This window comes from Cronobacter sakazakii, assembly GCF_000982825.1.
GTDB classification, from domain to species: domain Bacteria; phylum Pseudomonadota; class Gammaproteobacteria; order Enterobacterales; family Enterobacteriaceae; genus Cronobacter; species Cronobacter sakazakii.
In genome coordinates, this window is sequence record NZ_CP011047.1 from 3129625 (window position 1) to 3144260 (window position 14636).

Sequence of the window (14636 nt, forward strand, 5' to 3'; positions counted from 1 at the left end):
ACAATTACTGGAATAGTAACTCCGCTATCAACCGGCTTTACAATTCAGTTCCCAAGCCATGTTACACAGAAAGCCGTAGAAAACTGCACAGTCAGACTAACTGGCGCCGGTCAGTGCAATGTGGCAGCATATGGCAATAAATCATGTAGTGGTCAACTAAAACTGGCCACCGCGTTAGAGTTTTTCCAGTATCGGTTTTCCGATTCGTTTGGTGGTAACCCACAGTTATATTCATGCGGCCTGAGCGCGCTGTAATACCCAACGATATAGTCCGTTATAGCGTGAGCTGCTTCGCTGAAGCTTACGTAGCCCGTCATCGGCACCCATTCGTTCTTCAGGCTCCTGAAGAAGCGCTCCATTGGGCTATTATCCCAGCAGTTTCCGCGCCGGCTCATACTCTGCTTGATTCGGTATCGCCACAGTAACTGCCGGAACTGCCTGCTCGTATAATGACTGCCCTGATCGCTGTGGAACATTAACCCCATGGGCTTACCGCGAGTTTCCCATGCCATTTCCAGCGCTTTCATGGTGAGCCTGCTGTCCGGCGAGAACGACATTGCCCAGCCCACTGGTTTTCTTGCGAATAGGTCGAGGACAACGGCGAGGTACGCCCAGCGTTTACCTGTCCAGATATAGGTCACATCACCGCACCACACCTGGTTTGGCTCTGTTACGGCGAACTGTCGCTCAAGATGATTCGGGATAGCAACGTGCTCATGCCCCCCACGCTTATACCGGTGAGTCGGCTGCTGACAACTGACCAGCCCCAGCTCTTTCATGAGTCTGCCAGCGAGCCAGCGCCCCATCTGGTAGCCTCTCTGGGTTGCCATTGTGGCGATGCTCCTTGCTCCGGCTGAACCGTGGCTGATGTTATGCAGCTCCAGCACCTGGCTTCGTAATACAGCCCGCATGCCGTCTGGTTTTTCAGGACGGTTTTGCCAGTATTTGTAGCTGCTGCGATGAACCCCGAACACGTGGCAGAGAGAGGCCACTGGATAACGCGCCCTGAGTTTCCCGATTAACGAGAACTGTTCAGGGAGTCTGACATCAAGAGCGCGGTAGCCTTTTTTAGAATATCGTTTTCCATTTCAATACGTTGTAGCTTTTTCTTCAGCTCACGTATTTCGATTTGTTCTGGTGTTATCGGAGAGGCTTTTGGTGTTTTGCCCTGACGCTCTTCACGCAGTTGCTTGACCCATTTTGTCATCGTGGAAAGACCGACATCCATAGCCTTAGCGGCATCAGAGACGGTGTAGTTTTGATCGACAACCAGCTGAGCGGATTCGCGTTTGAATTCAGGACTAAAATTTCTTCGTTTCATTGGTGCACCTATATTGTTCTGAGGTGAGCATATCACCTCTGTTCAGGTGGCCAAATTCAGTAAACCACTTCAATTGAAGACCGGAACCACGAGTGAAATCTTCATTTTGCTTCCCTGAAGACGATGTATTTCGAATAGATAAACCCGCACACAAGGCTTATAGCTGAGAACACGACCAGTGTCACAACTGGCGGGAGAGAGCATTTATCAGCGGCCCATCCAACAGCTGCGCTAAGCGAGCCCATGAAGCCCACGTAAAGCATATAGCGCGACGTGGTTGTGGAACTGTTGAACGTAAAGCGAGCATTAGCGAAGAAACTGAAACTGACCGCAACAACGAATCCACTGAAGTTAGCCAGAGCCTGGCTGGATCCCAGTGCATAGAAGCACGCGGCAAATACCACCCAATGGATTAGCGTATTGAGCACGCCTATCGAAGTGTATTTCGCAAATAACTTAAGCACTTTTTCATCCATAAAAACAAAAATAATACTTTATCACCTTTAAGGTAATTTCGTTAAGAGCAATCTGAGGTAATATTATCCGTATGTGGTTTATTGTGTATTATGGACTCACTAACTAAGGGGGTTCTTATGCACATTAAACGGTGGTTCCAATGTCAACCACGATGACAGCAGACACGCTAAATCAGTCTCTTAGCATTGGCGCGCTGGCTTCTGTATTGGCTGGAGTGCCTCCGGAGGTGGCGTTGGGAGCGCTGGCAGGCGCGGTAATATTTGTTACATCGGCAGTTGAGTACCCCATAAAAAGGCGGGTACTGCTGGCTGTTCTCAGCTTCCTCTGTGGCCTTCTTTTTTACAAAGCGACAGCGGCCATTCTCATTGGCATTGCCAGCCTTATTCCGACGATTACGCGGGACTCGTTTGAAAAAGGGATAGTGTTCGCCGCTGGCGCTTTCGTCTCGTCCATTGTGGCTGTACGCATTGGCATCTGGCTCTATCACCGTTCTGAAAATCCACGCGACCTGATCCCGGGGAGAAAAGACGATGACCAGCCCTGAAGTACTGCTCCTGCTTAACGCCATAATCTGCGCGGGTATCGCCATCCGTGTCCTGCTTTTTCGCCGGGAAGGTGCCCGCCACCGCTGGTGGGGCGGCTGGCTTGCCTATGTCGTGATTGTTGTGGCCGCCAGCGTCCCCGTGCGGACCTTCTACGGCTATTACATCCTCCCTGACTGGTCCGACGTAATTATCAAAGCGGTATTTCTCGCGGCGTTGATAAAGACGAAAGGCAATGTCGTTCAGATTTTCAAAATATCGAGGTCCCAACATGGACATTAAAACTTTTAAGAAAGCTGCTGGCATTTCTCCTGAGCTGTCGGCGCGCTGGCATCCGCATATCGTCGCGGCGATGGCTGAGTTCGGCATTACAAAGCCGGTTGATCAGGCAATGTTCATCGCGCAGGTCGGCCATGAAAGCACCAGCTTTACCAGGCTGGTGGAGAGCTTCAACTACAGCATCGCAGCGCTTAATGGTTTTGTCCGGGCTGGCCGGTTAACTCAGGATCAGGCCAACACGCTGGGCCGCCGCACGTATGAAAAGGTACTGCCTCTTGAGCGTCAGCGCGCGATCGCAAATCTGGTTTACAGCAAGCGTCTCGGTAATAACGCCCCGGGTGATGGCTGGAAATATCGCGGACGCGGGCTCATCCAGATCACCGGGCTCGAAAATTATCGCGACTGCGGCGCCGCGCTGAAACTCGACCTTGTGAGCACGCCGGAACTGCTTTCCGATGACTCCAGCGCAGCGCGCTCTGCGGCATGGTTCTATGCCAGCAAAGGCTGCCTGAAATATCCGGGAGATTTGCTGCGCGTCACACAGATCATCAACGGCGGGCAGAACGGTATCGACGACCGGCGTGCACGGTTCGAAGCGGCCCGCAGGGTGCTGTGATGATGACATTTATCCGGGCATGGTGGAAACCGTTGCTGTTTATAGCACTGCTCGCGACGGCATTTTATTACCGGACGGCGCTCACAAAAACTGAGGCATCTTTAACCGAAGTTAATCGTGAATTAAAACTGGCTAAAGATGATATAGCGGACATGCAGCGTCGCCAGCGCGACGTCGCGGCACTCGATGAGAAATATTCTGGAGAACTGGCAGATGCTCAGGGTAAGATTGATCAGCTTGAACGTGATGTTGCTGCTGGCCGTCAGCGGCTGCGCCTCAACGCAACCTGCGGAAAGAACGCAACTGCCAGCACCACCGGCATGGATGATGGCACCGGCCCCAGACTTACTGACGCCGCTCAACGGGATTATTTCACCCTCAGGGAGCGAATAGAGACCGTCACCAGCCAGCTCAATGGACTTCAGCAATACGTCCGCGATCAATGTCTGAAATGACAGCTAAGCGGGGCAGTTTCTCCTGGTAACGGTATTGATGTCGGTATTGGTTTTATTTTCTTTTTTATCTTTCTTCAAATTCAATCAGTTAACCATCCTGCCTATAATTATGACTCTATTGTTTACAACCCGGTGGTCTATTATCCGACGCCGAAGCCGACTGCGCAGATCTCTCAGAAGGTGCTTGATGGCCTGCTGAATTACACCAACGATAAACTGAAAAGCGCCGCCGCGAGCCGCAAGCCGCTGGTGACGACGCCCGGCCCGCGCAGCGTGATTTTCCGCGGCGCGATCACTGCCGTCGACAGCAGCAAAGAAGGGCTGCAATTCTATGAAGTGCTGCCGATTGCGCTGGTGGTGGCCGGAACCGAAGTCGCGACAGGCCATCGTACGATGGACACCAGCCTGTTTTTTGAAGGTGAGCTGATTGACGCGGCGACGCAGAAAACCGTGGTGAAAGTGGTGCGTAAAGGTGAGGGGAAAGATCTCAACAACGAGAAGACGCCGCTCACGGTCGACAACCTCAAACAGGTGATCGACGATATGGCGACCGACGCGCGCATGTTCGATCCCGCGCCGAAATAAACCGTACAGAGGGAGCCTGGCTCCCTCTTTTTTATCCCGCCCGTCGCGCCAGCAGCGCGTAGCTTATCCCGCCAGCCATTAACCCCCAGAAGGCCGACCCGATGCCGAGCAGCGTCACGCCGGATGCCGTCACCAGAAAGGTAATCAGCGCCGCGTCGCGGGTGCGTTCATTCGCCAGCGCCTGATGCAGGCTGCCGCCAATGGTGCCGAGCAGCGCCAGCCCGGCGAGCGTTTGCAGCCACGGCAGCGGCAGGGCAGTCATCAGCGCGCCGACGGAGCCGCCGCATACGCCCGCCAGCAGATAAAACACGCCCGCCATCGCCGCCGCTATCCAGCGCCTGTCGCGGTCCGGGTGTGCCTCAGGGCTCTGGCAGATGGCCGCAGTAATGGCGGCAATGCAAATGGAAAAGACGCCAAAGGGCGCAAGGAGCAGCGCCAGCAGGCCGGTGGTGACCATCAACGGCGAAACCGGCACCCGGTAGCCGGAAGCCTGCAGCGTGGCGACGCCCGGCGCGTTCTGTGAGGCCATCGTCACCAGAAAGAAGGGCAGGCCGACGCCGAGCAGCGAAGAGAGGCTGAACGCGGGCGAGACAAACTCCGGCGGTGCGAGGCGAAAATGCAGCGCTGCCGTGTTCACCTCGCCCTGCAACAGACAGACCGCGACGCCTGCCAGCAACGCGGCCACCACGGCGTAGCGCGGCGCGAAGACTTTACAGAGCAGCCACGCCCCCGTCATGGCGGCGCACAGTATAAAATGCCCTTCTAACGTGCCGAACGCCTGTAGCCCGAAGCGCAGCAGAATGCCCGCCAGCATCGCAGCGGCAAGCCCCGGCGGAATGATTTTCATCAGGCGGGCGAACAGGCCCGTCGCGCCGCAAATCACAATCAGCGCCGAGGCGAAAATAAAAATGCCGACCGCCTCATGCAGATTACTGCCCGCAAGGCCCGTCGCCAGCAGCGCCGCGCCGGGCGTCGACCAGGCGGTCAGCACCGGCGCGCGATACCACAGGCTTAGCGCGAGCGTACTGACGCCCATACCGACGCCGAGCATCGTCATCCAGCCCGTCGTTTGCGCAGGCGTGGCACCTGCCGCCGCGGCGGCCTGCCAGATAATAGCGGCAGAGCTGGCGTAGCCGACCAGCACCGCCACAAATCCTGCGATAACGGCAGGAGCCGGGGGAAGAGAAAAGCGCATATGTGCTCCGCTGTGCGTTATAACGTCCGATGACTCTATCATCGTGCGCTATAACGCACAAGGCGCTATACTGTCACCCTCAAAGGAGAACGTATGGACATTACCGCCCATCTCGCGCAGACGCTGAAAGCGCTGCGCCAGCAGAAAAACTGGAGCCTGACCCAGGCGGCGCAGGAAACCGGCGTGTCGAAAGCGATGCTCGGCCAGATAGAGCGTAACGAATCGAGCCCGACGGTTGCCACACTGTGGAAAATCGCCACCGGCTTTAACGTGCCGTTTTCGGCGTTTATCACACCGCCTGCGCCGGGGGCGCGTACCGTGTTTGACGCCCAGCAGACGATGCTGGTAGAGCCGGTGTTTCCGTGGGATGAACAGCTGCGCTTCGATATGCTCGCCGTTACGCTCGCGCCCGGCGCGCAGAGCGACTCCACGCCGCATGAGCGCGGCGTAACGGAGCATGTGGTGGTGATTGAGGGCGAGCTGGAGCTTCAGACGGACGGCGTCTGGCGGCGGCTCGGCCCTGGCGAAGGGCTGAAGTTTGCTGGCGACCGGCCGCATGCCTACCGCAACGCCACCGCGCTGCCGGTGCGCTTTCATTCGCTTATTCACTACCCGGCACCATAAAAAAAACCGCAAGCAAGCTTGCGGCCAACGACAATCTACAACGACACGATGAAACTGAGGTGATAAGTCAGGAATACCGCCTCAGCGTATCCCTTGCGGCGTGCCGCGTGAAATAAACCTTTGTGCAATACTTTCCCGCAGAACGGCAAACCCGCAGCGGTACCGTGAAACAGTTTCCGAACGCCCCGAATGTGACTACAATAGCCGCCTTTCAAATAACGGATAACGACGAATTATGCGCCTGCAACCGCATCACCTTGAACTGCTCAGCCCCGCCCGCGATACCGCCATCGCCCGCGAAGCCATTCTGCACGGCGCAGATGCAGTCTATATCGGCGGCCCCGGTTTCGGTGCCCGCCACAACGCCAGCAACAGCCTCCAGGACATCGCAGACCTGGTGCCGTTCGCCCATCGCTTCGGCGCGAAGGTGTTTGTCACGCTGAACACCATTTTGCATGACGACGAGCTCGAGCCGGCCCGCAAGCTTATCGGCCAGTTCTATGACGCGGGCGTTGACGCCCTGATCGTGCAGGACATGGGCATTATGGAGCTGGATATTCCGCCCATCGAGCTGCATGCCAGCACCCAGTGCGATATCCGCAGCGTCGAGAAAGCGAAGTTCCTCTCCGACGCCGGTTTCTCGCAAATCGTGCTGGCGCGCGAGCTGAACCTCAACCAGATCCGCGCCATTCACGATAACACCGACGCCACCATCGAATTCTTTATTCATGGCGCGCTGTGCGTGGCCTATTCAGGCCAGTGCAATATCTCCCACGCCCAGACCGGGCGCAGCGCCAACCGCGGCGACTGCTCGCAGGCCTGCCGCCTGCCGTACACCCTGAAAGACGATCAGGGTCGCGTGGTGGCGTATGAAAAACACCTACTGTCGATGAAAGACAACGATCAAACCGCCAACCTGGCGGCGCTGATCGACGCCGGCGTGCGCTCCTTCAAGATTGAAGGGCGCTACAAAGACATGAGCTACGTGAAAAACATCACGGCGCACTACCGTCAGATGCTCGACGCGATTATTGAAGATCGCGGCGATCTGGCGCGTTCCTCCGCGGGTAACACGGCGCACTACTTCGTGCCGTCCACCGAGAAAACCTTCCACCGCGGCAGCACCGATTACTTCGTTAACGCCCGTAAAATCGATATTGGCGCGTTCGACACCCCGACGTTCGTCGGCCTGCCGGTCGGCGAAGTGCTGAGCGTTGGCAAAGAGCATCTGGATGTGGAAGTCACCGAGCCGCTGGCCAACGGCGACGGGCTAAACGTTATGATCAAACGCGAAGTGGTGGGTTTTCGCGTCAATGTGGCGGAAAAAACCGGCGAAAACCGCTACCGCGTTTTCCCGAACGAGATGCCGTCGGCGCTGAAAACCCTGCGCCCGCACCACAAGCTTAACCGCAACCTCGATCACAACTGGCAGCAGGCGCTGCTGAAAACCTCCAGCGAACGCCGCATCGGCGTGGATATCGAGCTTGGCGGCTGGCAGGAACAGCTGATCCTGACCATCACCAGCGAAGACGGCGTCAGCGTGACGCATACCCTTGACGGGCAGTTTGACGAAGCCAACAACCCGGAAAAAGCGCTGACCAGCCTGAAAGAGGGCCTGGCGAAACTGGGGCAGACTATCTATTTTGCCCGCGACGTGCAGATTACGCTGCCGGGCGCGCTGTTTGTGCCTAACAGCCAGCTCAACGCGTTCCGCCGTGAAGCGATTGAGGCGCTGGACGCCGCGCGCCTGGCGAATTACCAGCGCGGCGTGCGCAAGCCGGTTTCCGTGCCGCCGCCGGTCTACCCGGAAACGCACCTGAGCTTCCTCGCGAACGTCTACAACCATAAGGCGCGTGAATTTTATCAGCGCTATGGCGTGCAGCTTATCGACGCTGCGTATGAGGCGCACGAAGAAAAAGGCGACGTGCCGGTGATGATCACCAAGCACTGCCTGCGCTTTGCCTTTAACCTCTGCCCGAAACAGGCGAAGGGCAACATCAAGAGCTGGAAGGCGACGCCGATGCAGCTGGTGCACGGCGACGAAGTGTTAACCCTGCGCTTTGACTGCAAACCCTGCGAAATGCACGTGGTCGGCAAGATCAAAAACCATATCCTGAAAATGCCGCAGCCGGGCAGCGTGGTCGCCTCCATCAGCCCGGAAGATCTGCTGAAGACCCTGCCGAAACGCAAAAACGCCTGACAGTCTTTCCCCGAAAAGCCAGAGCCCACGCTCTGGCTTTTTTTGTCTGCACGCCATACCGCTCAACAAACCCGCATAAACCGGCCGATCTCCAGGCAATTGCGCCGCTTCGCTTAAAAATAGGGTTGTCAGAACAGTACAAATCAAACTACTGTATATAAACACAGTAAATAACAACATAATGAATGGATGGAGTACGCCATGTTAATGATGCGACTCTTGCCACAGCCTGATGCCGAGGGGTTGCCGCTGTTCCTTGAGACAGTGGCCTGCGGATTTCCGTCGCCCGCTCAGGATTACGTAGAAAAGCGTGTAAGCCTTGACGCACACTGCATCGTGCACCCGAACGCCACCTATTTTTTGCGGGCGGCCGGGGAGTCGATGAACGGCGCCGGGATCGAGGATGGCGATCTGCTGGTGGTGGACAGCGCCCTGAAGCCGCAGGAGGGCGACATTGTCGTGGCCGCGCTGGAAGGGGAGTTCACCGTGAAAACCCTGCGCCTGCACCCGGTGGCGCAACTGGTGCCGATGAACCCGGATTTCGCGCCGATCCCGCTTGGCGGCGACGCCGAGGTGGTGATTTTCGGCGTAGTCACCTGGGTGCTGAAGAAGAGGCGCTGAGATGTACGCGCTGGTGGATGTGAACAGCTTTTACGCCTCCTGCGAGATGGTGTTTCGCCCGGATCTGCGGGATAAACCGGTCGTGGTGCTGAGCAACAACGACGGCTGCGTCATTGCCCGCAGCCGCCAGGCAAAGGCGCTTGGCATCACTATGGCGGAACCCTATTTCAAACAGCGCGCGCTCTTTGAGCGTCATCGCGTGGCGGTCTTCAGCTCCAATTACGCGTTTTACGCCGATATGAGCAAACGCGTGATGGATATTCTCGAAGAGATGGCGCCGCAGGTGGAGATCTACTCGATCGACGAGGCGTTTGTCGATCTGCGCGGCGTCAGTAACGTGATGTCGCTGACCACGTTTGCTCATGAGATCCGCGACCGTCTCTGGCGCGAAACCCATCTGCCGGTCGGCGTGGGTATCGCGCCCACCAAAACGCTCGCCAAGCTTGCTAATCTCGCCACCAAAAAATGGCCGAAGTCGGGTGGGGTGGTCGATCTCTCCGATCCCGCCCGGCTGCGCAGGGCGCTGGCGCATTTTAACGTGGATGAAGTGTGGGGCGTCGGGCGCAGGCTCAGCAAAAAGCTGGCGGCGATGGGCATTGAGACCGCGTTTGATCTGGCCAACAGCCCGGCGTGGGTGATCCGCAAAAATTTTAACGTGGTGCTGGAGCGCACCGTGCGCGAGCTGCGCGGCGAGCCGTGTCTGGCGATGGATGAGTTTGTTGCGCCGAAGCAGCAGATCGTGTGCAGCCGTTCGTTTGGCTACCGCGTCACGGCTTACCAGGATATGCGTCAGGCGGTCTGCGCCTGGGCGGAGCGCGCCGCGGAGAAGCTGCGTCAGGAGCATCAGTTCTGCCGCCAGGTGGCGGTGTTTATCCGCACCAGCCCGCATGACGAACCCGATAACCGCTACAGCAACCAGGCGCTGTGCCAGGCGCTGACACCCACCAACGACACCCGCGAAATCGTGCGGCTGGCGGTGAGCGCACTGGACGCCATCTGGCGCGAAGGGTATCGCTACATCAAAGCGGGCGTCATGCTGGGTGATTTTTTCAGCCAGGGCGTGGCGCAGCTTAATCTCTTCGATGAACACCCGCCACAGGCCAACAGTGCGCCGCTGATGCATCTACTGGATGAATATAATCGCTCAGGCAGGGGGAAGCTCTGGTTCGCAGGTCAGGGGATCGTCAAGCCCTGGGCGATGAAGCGCGAATTCCTTTCGCCAGGCTACACCACCCGTTTCAGTGAATTACCGCGCGCGAGTTTGTGGTGAGGGGCTAACAATTACGCCTTCGCCGCGCTGCCGGTTAAACCAGGCCATAAAGCGCTGCGCGGCGACAATAAAAGTCCGCCAGGTAAGGTGTTTCTGATGGTTCTAATAACCCCTCAGTACCGCTCCACCAGATCAAATTCTTCAAACATCAGCGGCATGTCGGGAGAGAAACAGCCGGCGCGGGTGAAAAACGCCTCGTGCTCATTGCGCCAGTAAGCGAGGCTTAAATCGCCTTCGCCTTCCAGTGCGGCGAGTTGTTCAGTAACGTCGCAGAATTTCACCAGCCGCAGCGTGTGGGTGCGAATAACGCACAGCGGCTCGCCCGCGCCGTTGAGGATAATGTGGTAATCCCCCGGCAGGACCGGGTCGGCGTCTTGCCGCCAGGCGTGATAATCGCTGCAGCTGGCGCGTTTGGTGCCATGCGCCACCAGCGCGCCCAGCTCGTCCGCCATGTGCGGTGAATCGCCAAAGCCCCAGGCCCGCGCGCCGTGATATTTCTGTTGCAGTTCGTCTACGGTCATTCTGATACTTCCTTGTTAAATTAATGTAAGGAAATAGCATATCGTGAAAAAAGAGAGCCTGCTAATGATTATTTAATCGTTCGGTATGATTAATTAATCGGGCCATCAAAATAAGCCGCTGTTTTTGCCCCGATAAAAAATAAAAACTGCCGTAAAGTAGTGTAAACGGGTTGAGAAAATTCTGGCGACATGGTTTAATTCGGGCGTGTTTGACTACCGAGGCCAATTTTGATCCGCAACGACGAGAAGCAAGACCGCGGATAAATTGAAAGATTATGGACAACCTGTTCAATTGTTTTATCTCCCTGTTTTACGTTTCTTCCACTCCTTTCCCTGCCACCTTTCTTTGCGGTGAACAGCACTGGCGCACGGCGCTTTAGTCCGTCTCTCTTCTGAATTTTTTCAGGCCGTCACTGTACGCCTGTTACTGTTTTAATCGTTTTTAATGACGCGTATTTACGCGCCATCTGATATGCCTGTGTATTTTTTCAGGCAGGAGAGAGATTATGATTTACTGGATTTTATTAGCATTAGCGATTGTGTCGGAAATTACCGGGACGCTGGCATTAAAATGGGCAAGCGTTGGCGGTGGCCACGCCGGATTTATTTTAATGCTGGTGATGATTTCCCTTTCTTATATTTTACTGTCTTTTTCTGTTAAGCGTATTGCGCTGGGTGTGGCTTACGCCCTGTGGGAAGGTGTCGGGATCGTCTTAATTACGCTCTTTAGCGTGTTGCTGTTTAACGAAACCCTGACGGTGCAAAAAGCGCTGGGCCTGCTGGTATTAATTGCCGGGATTTTACTGATCAAAACCGGCACCCGTACCGTGAGCCGCAAGGCGGAGGTGCGTCATGTCGCAGGTTGAGTTACAGCATATTCTCTGGCTGCTGCTGGCGATAGGCCTCGAAATTATCGCCAATATCTGGCTGAAATTCTCCGACGGCTTTCGCCGCCCGGTCTATGGCGTGGCGTCGCTTGCCGCCGTCCTCGCCGCCTTCAGCGCGCTGGGGCAGGCGGTGGAAGGCATCGATCTGGCGGTGGCGTACGCGCTGTGGGGCGGTTTCGGGATCGCCGCGACGGTGGCGGCAGGCTGGATTATGTTCGGCCAGCGGCTTAACCGCAAAGGCTGGGCCGGGCTTGGGCTGCTGCTGGTGGGTATGGTGATCATCAAGCTGGCGTAAGCCATAAAGCAAAGAGAGAGGGGCGCTGAGCGCCCCTTTTTTATTCGCTCGCCAGCGCTTCGAGGCGCTCGCGAAAACCGGTTACTGAAATCGCACGGTTATCGGCGCGCCAGCGGTCTTTGGCGGCGGGCGCTGAGCTCTGCACGCCAATCAGTTGCCAGCCGGTGTCGGTGCGCAGCATCAGCGGCGAGCCGCTGTCGCCCGGCAGCGTGTCGCACTGGTGCGCCAGCACGTTACGCTGCGCCCAGCCGGTAATCAGGCAATCCTGATGGCTGTAGAGCGCGTCGAGATGATCTTCCGGGTAGCCGGACTGCGTCACGCGCCGCCCTGTCGCTTTCAGCGCCCGGTTCAGGGCCGCGCGATCGCCTTCGAACAGCGGCAGCGGCGTCAGGCCAGACGGCGGGTTACGCAGAATAATCAGCCCGAAATCTTCCGGCGCGGCGGAAGACGGCACAATCCAGCCTTCGCCGTCGGCTTTCAGTTTATGCCCGAGCGACGGCGATACGCGCCCTTCAATGCTGTGAATTTCGTAGCGCCACGCCCCTTTATGCGACACAAAACGCAGCGCCACCGCACGGTCTGGGGTGCCGTCCGGCGGAGAGAGCAAACAGTGCCCGGCGGTCAGCGCCAGGTGCGGGGAGATAAGCGTGGCGGTACACAGGTTACCGCTTTCGGTTTCAAGCTGGCCGATGGCATCCCACGGGGACGCGGCCGGGTCCGGTACGGGCGTGCGGTCATCATGACCAAAAAAGAGGGTCTGAACGTCGCTTACGGTCTCAGACGCGTCATCGCCCTCGTCGGCATGGGTAATAAAAGCGGGTAATAGTAGCGATCCCAGTAACAAAAAAACGGTTTTGCGCATATCACTCTCTGGTGGGGCAATTATGATTATTAAAGTAACCCTGTGAGGTAACTATAGACGTGACGCGAGCAAAGTGAGAATAAAATCAGCGTGCTAGCGACGTTTACCAGTAAAAAAAGATCGACAGCGCGCCGCATAACAGCAGCAGCGTCAGGATTATCTCAAACTGATAGCGGCGGATCATGTCGGGCCTCCGGAAACGCAGCCCGCGCGTCCGGCGCAAACGGCGACGCGCGTGCCTGAGCGCGCAGGCCTGACAAAAGCGGCGAAAAAAAACGGCGGGGCGTGAAGAGACTATAACGGCGCGGCGGGGCGGGCGTCCGTAGGTGATTAGTATCGGCGTGTAACGGAATGTACACACCGGGCGCGCGGCCCGGCGTATACGACGGCGCTACAGATAGCGGGCCGTCAGATGATCGCGGAAATAGCGCGGGTTGAGATCGTCGCCGGTGGCGTTAATCATCAGCTGCGAAGTGGTAAAGCGGCTGCCGTGCTGCCACACCGACTGGCGCAGCCAGTCAAACAGCGCGCGCAGATCGCCTGCGGCAATCGAGGCATCCAGGTTCGGCAGCGCCTGGCGTGCAGCGTGGAAAAGCTGAGCGGCATACATCGCGCCAAGCGTGTACGACGGGAAGTAACCAAAGCCGCCATCCGTCCAGTGAATATCCTGCATACAGCCGTCGCGGTAGTTGCCGGTGGTGGAGATCCCCAGCCACTGCTGCATTTTCTCATCCCACAGGGCCGGAATGTCGTCCACTTCAATATCGCCGTCGATCAGCGCCCGCTCAATCTCGTAGCGCAGCACCACGTGAGCCGGGTAGCTCACTTCATCGGCATCGACGCGGATAAAGCCTGGCTTGACGCGCTGGTTCCAGGCCAGATAGTTCTCCTCCTCAAACGCTGGTTGCTTGCCGAAACGCGAGACCACCTGCGGCAGCAGCAGCTTCAGGAACGGACGGCTGCGCCCGAGCTGCATTTCGAAGAACAGGCTCTGGGATTCATGAATCGCGGTAGAGCGGGCAAGCGACACCGGCTGGCCCGGCCATTCGCGCGGCAGGTTTTGCTCATAACGGGCATGGCCGGTTTCGTGGATCACGCCAAACAGCGCGCTGAAAAGTTCATTTTCGTCATAGCGGGTGGTGATGCGCACATCTTCCGGCACGCCGCCGCAGAACGGGTGCGCGCTGACATCCAGCCTGCCGCCGTCGAAATCAAAGCCGAGCAGGCGCATCGCCTCAAGGCCCAGCTCGCGCTGTTGCGCCACCTGGAACGGCCCCTGCGGTGTGGTGAGAACGGTGCGTTCCTGTTTTTCCACCGCGCGGGCGAGGAGATCCGGCAGCCAGCTGCGCAGATCGCCAAACAGCGTATCGAGGCGCGCGCTGGTCATATCCGGCTCGAAAATATCGAGCAGCGCGTCATAGCGCGAACAGCCTTTGGCTTCGGCGCGAATAGCGGCCTCTTCACGGCTCAGCTTCACCACCTCTTTGAGATTTTCCGAGAAGCCGTCCCAGTCGTTGGCCGGACGCTGGCTGCGCCAGGCGTGTTCGCAGCGGCTGCCCGCGAGCGATTTGGCCTCGACCAGCGCTTCCGGCAGCAGCGCCGCCTGCTGGTAGTGGCGCTGCATTTCGCGCAGGTTCGCCTGTTCGAGATCGTTTAAGTCTTCCTGTTCCGCGCCGCGCAGCCATTCGGCCATTTTTTTGTCGGTCAGGATCTGATGCTGCAGCACGCTCAGCTCCGCCAGGGCTTCGCCGCGCGCACGGCTGCCGCCCGGCGGCATCATGGCGAACATATCCCAGCTTGCGATAGCGGAGAGATGAGAGAAGCGGGAAAGCCGCAGGAACGTGCGGCTAAGCTGTTGATAATTTTTGTTTTCCATAAGGCCTCGT

18 protein-coding genes and 1 pseudogene are annotated in these 14636 nt (G+C 57.5%); 12 read left to right on the forward strand and 7 right to left on the reverse strand.

The features are described from left to right. Nucleotides 1-152: 152 nt before the first annotated feature. Both CSK29544_RS14905 and CSK29544_RS14915 read right to left on the reverse strand, forming a co-directional pair. A protein-coding gene (locus CSK29544_RS14905; RefSeq protein WP_085959001.1) for an IS3 family transposase occupies nucleotides 153-1321 on the reverse strand; the annotation gives its coding sequence in 2 pieces (ribosomal slippage) (nucleotides 153-1072 and nucleotides 1072-1321; 1170 coding nt in all). A 101-nt stretch (nucleotides 1322-1422) separates the two neighbouring features. Beyond that, nucleotides 1423-1785: a GtrA family protein gene (locus tag CSK29544_RS14915; RefSeq protein ID WP_029039126.1), complete on the reverse strand. Its 363-nt coding sequence runs from the start codon at nucleotides 1783-1785 to the stop codon at nucleotides 1423-1425. Nucleotides 1786-1937: 152 nt separating this feature from the next. Here CSK29544_RS14915 and CSK29544_RS14920 point away from each other — a divergent pair, with 152 nt between their 5' ends. The 5 genes and pseudogenes from CSK29544_RS14920 to CSK29544_RS14940 all read left to right on the forward strand — a co-directional run. Next, nucleotides 1938-2342, forward strand: coding sequence for a putative holin (locus CSK29544_RS14920; RefSeq protein WP_029039125.1), 405 nt, complete (start codon nucleotides 1938-1940; stop codon nucleotides 2340-2342). Continuing rightward, entirely contained in the window at nucleotides 2329-2622 is a 294-nt protein-coding gene (locus CSK29544_RS14925; RefSeq protein ID WP_007896068.1) for a phage holin family protein, read from the forward strand. Before CSK29544_RS14920 ends, CSK29544_RS14925 begins: the two co-directional genes overlap by 14 nt. Continuing rightward, the gene (locus tag CSK29544_RS14930; protein ID WP_007896066.1) at nucleotides 2612-3235 is read left to right on the forward strand and encodes a glycoside hydrolase family 19 protein; all 624 of its coding nucleotides are present in this window, start codon (nucleotides 2612-2614) and stop codon (nucleotides 3233-3235) included. Before CSK29544_RS14925 ends, CSK29544_RS14930 begins: the two co-directional genes overlap by 11 nt. Continuing rightward, nucleotides 3235-3690, forward strand: coding sequence for a lysis protein (locus CSK29544_RS14935; protein WP_369844017.1), 456 nt, complete (start codon nucleotides 3235-3237; stop codon nucleotides 3688-3690). Before CSK29544_RS14930 ends, CSK29544_RS14935 begins: the two co-directional genes overlap by 1 nt. A 108-nt stretch (nucleotides 3691-3798) precedes the next feature. Continuing rightward, a pseudogene (locus CSK29544_RS14940) lies at nucleotides 3799-4275 on the forward strand (DUF3313 domain-containing protein); the annotation flags it as partial. Nucleotides 4276-4306: 31 nt separating this feature from the next. Here the strand turns inward: CSK29544_RS14940 and CSK29544_RS14945 are convergent. After that, entirely contained in the window at nucleotides 4307-5470 is a 1164-nt protein-coding gene (locus CSK29544_RS14945; RefSeq protein ID WP_007896056.1) for a benzoate/H(+) symporter BenE family transporter, read from the reverse strand. A 93-nt stretch (nucleotides 5471-5563) separates the two neighbouring features. Here CSK29544_RS14945 and CSK29544_RS14950 point away from each other — a divergent pair, with 93 nt between their 5' ends. The 4 genes from CSK29544_RS14950 to umuC all read left to right on the forward strand — a co-directional run bounded on the left by CSK29544_RS14950 (nucleotide 5564) and on the right by umuC (nucleotide 10185). Continuing rightward, nucleotides 5564-6094, forward strand: coding sequence for a helix-turn-helix domain-containing protein (locus CSK29544_RS14950; RefSeq protein ID WP_007896053.1), 531 nt, complete (start codon nucleotides 5564-5566; stop codon nucleotides 6092-6094). A 235-nt stretch (nucleotides 6095-6329) separates the two neighbouring features. Then, on the forward strand, nucleotides 6330-8294 hold the full coding sequence (locus tag CSK29544_RS14955) for a peptidase U32 family protein (RefSeq protein ID WP_007896050.1): 1965 nt from the start codon (nucleotides 6330-6332) through the stop codon (nucleotides 8292-8294). Nucleotides 8295-8495: 201 nt separating this feature from the next. After that, the gene (gene umuD / locus CSK29544_RS14960) at nucleotides 8496-8915 is read left to right on the forward strand and encodes a translesion error-prone DNA polymerase V autoproteolytic subunit (protein WP_007775328.1); all 420 of its coding nucleotides are present in this window, start codon (nucleotides 8496-8498) and stop codon (nucleotides 8913-8915) included. Nucleotide 8916: 1 nt separating this feature from the next. Then, nucleotides 8917-10185 carry a translesion error-prone DNA polymerase V subunit UmuC gene (gene umuC, locus CSK29544_RS14965; protein ID WP_007896048.1) on the forward strand — a complete coding sequence of 423 codons (1269 nt, stop codon included), beginning with the start codon at nucleotides 8917-8919 and terminating at the stop codon, nucleotides 10183-10185. A gap of 113 nt (nucleotides 10186-10298) precedes the next feature. On the opposite strand, the gene CSK29544_RS14970 is transcribed toward umuC, so the two are convergent. Beyond that, on the reverse strand, nucleotides 10299-10706 hold the full coding sequence (locus CSK29544_RS14970; RefSeq protein ID WP_007896046.1) for an ASCH domain-containing protein: 408 nt from the start codon (nucleotides 10704-10706) through the stop codon (nucleotides 10299-10301). Nucleotides 10707-10981: 275 nt separating this feature from the next. On the opposite strand from CSK29544_RS14970, the gene CSK29544_RS25225 reads away from it, so the two are divergent. The 3 genes from CSK29544_RS25225 to mdtI all read left to right on the forward strand — a co-directional run bounded on the left by CSK29544_RS25225 (nucleotide 10982) and on the right by mdtI (nucleotide 11888). After that, the gene (locus CSK29544_RS25225; RefSeq protein ID WP_419669701.1) at nucleotides 10982-11086 is read left to right on the forward strand and encodes a protein YdgV; all 105 of its coding nucleotides are present in this window, start codon (nucleotides 10982-10984) and stop codon (nucleotides 11084-11086) included. 126 nt (nucleotides 11087-11212) lie between these two features. Next, nucleotides 11213-11572, forward strand: coding sequence for a multidrug/spermidine efflux SMR transporter subunit MdtJ (gene mdtJ / locus CSK29544_RS14975; protein WP_007868015.1), 360 nt, complete (start codon nucleotides 11213-11215; stop codon nucleotides 11570-11572). Next, on the forward strand, nucleotides 11559-11888 hold the full coding sequence (mdtI, locus tag CSK29544_RS14980; protein WP_007775321.1) for a multidrug/spermidine efflux SMR transporter subunit MdtI: 330 nt from the start codon (nucleotides 11559-11561) through the stop codon (nucleotides 11886-11888). The genes mdtJ and mdtI overlap by 14 nt, the downstream gene beginning before the upstream one ends. Nucleotides 11889-11928: 40 nt before the next feature. Here the strand turns inward: mdtI and CSK29544_RS14985 are convergent, their stop codons facing one another. The 3 genes from CSK29544_RS14985 to CSK29544_RS14990 all read right to left on the reverse strand — a co-directional run bounded on the left by CSK29544_RS14985 (nucleotide 11929) and on the right by CSK29544_RS14990 (nucleotide 14626). Continuing rightward, entirely contained in the window at nucleotides 11929-12750 is an 822-nt protein-coding gene (locus CSK29544_RS14985; protein WP_007896040.1) for a trypsin-like serine peptidase, read from the reverse strand. A 103-nt stretch (nucleotides 12751-12853) separates the two neighbouring features. After that, the gene (gene ydgU, locus CSK29544_RS25260; RefSeq protein WP_015386704.1) at nucleotides 12854-12934 is read right to left on the reverse strand and encodes a small membrane protein YdgU; all 81 of its coding nucleotides are present in this window, start codon (nucleotides 12932-12934) and stop codon (nucleotides 12854-12856) included. Between the two features lie 207 nt (nucleotides 12935-13141). Beyond that, the gene (locus CSK29544_RS14990; protein WP_007896036.1) at nucleotides 13142-14626 is read right to left on the reverse strand and encodes a carboxypeptidase M32; all 1485 of its coding nucleotides are present in this window, start codon (nucleotides 14624-14626) and stop codon (nucleotides 13142-13144) included. Nucleotides 14627-14636 lie beyond the last annotated feature (10 nt).

Bases quoted from the DNA above. Each gene is read 5' to 3' on its own strand.
- CSK29544_RS25225 (WP_419669701.1), top strand. From the start codon at position 10,982: ATGGACAACCTGTTCAATTGTTTTATCTCCCTGTTTTACGTTTCTTCC.
- CSK29544_RS14930 (WP_007896066.1), top strand. From the start codon at position 2,612: ATGGACATTAAAACTTTTAAGAAAGCTGCTGGCATTTCTCCTGAGCTG.
- CSK29544_RS14950 (WP_007896053.1), top strand. From the start codon at position 5,564: ATGGACATTACCGCCCATCTCGCGCAGACGCTGAAAGCGCTGCGCCAG.
- umuD (WP_007775328.1), top strand. From the start codon at position 8,496: ATGTTAATGATGCGACTCTTGCCACAGCCTGATGCCGAGGGGTTGCCG.
- CSK29544_RS14945 (WP_007896056.1), bottom strand. From the start codon at position 5,470: ATGCGCTTTTCTCTTCCCCCGGCTCCTGCCGTTATCGCAGGATTTGTG.
- CSK29544_RS14920 (WP_029039125.1), top strand. From the start codon at position 1,938: ATGTCAACCACGATGACAGCAGACACGCTAAATCAGTCTCTTAGCATT.
- CSK29544_RS14935 (WP_369844017.1), top strand. From the start codon at position 3,235: ATGATGACATTTATCCGGGCATGGTGGAAACCGTTGCTGTTTATAGCA.
- CSK29544_RS14970 (WP_007896046.1), bottom strand. From the start codon at position 10,706: ATGACCGTAGACGAACTGCAACAGAAATATCACGGCGCGCGGGCCTGG.
- mdtI (WP_007775321.1), top strand. From the start codon at position 11,559: ATGTCGCAGGTTGAGTTACAGCATATTCTCTGGCTGCTGCTGGCGATA.
- ydgU (WP_015386704.1), bottom strand. From the start codon at position 12,934: ATGATCCGCCGCTATCAGTTTGAGATAATCCTGACGCTGCTGCTGTTA.
- mdtJ (WP_007868015.1), top strand. From the start codon at position 11,213: ATGATTTACTGGATTTTATTAGCATTAGCGATTGTGTCGGAAATTACC.
- CSK29544_RS14990 (WP_007896036.1), bottom strand. From the start codon at position 14,626: ATGGAAAACAAAAATTATCAACAGCTTAGCCGCACGTTCCTGCGGCTT.
- CSK29544_RS14985 (WP_007896040.1), bottom strand. From the start codon at position 12,750: ATGCGCAAAACCGTTTTTTTGTTACTGGGATCGCTACTATTACCCGCT.
- umuC (WP_007896048.1), top strand. From the start codon at position 8,917: ATGTACGCGCTGGTGGATGTGAACAGCTTTTACGCCTCCTGCGAGATG.
- CSK29544_RS14925 (WP_007896068.1), top strand. From the start codon at position 2,329: ATGACCAGCCCTGAAGTACTGCTCCTGCTTAACGCCATAATCTGCGCG.
- CSK29544_RS14955 (WP_007896050.1), top strand. From the start codon at position 6,330: ATGCGCCTGCAACCGCATCACCTTGAACTGCTCAGCCCCGCCCGCGAT.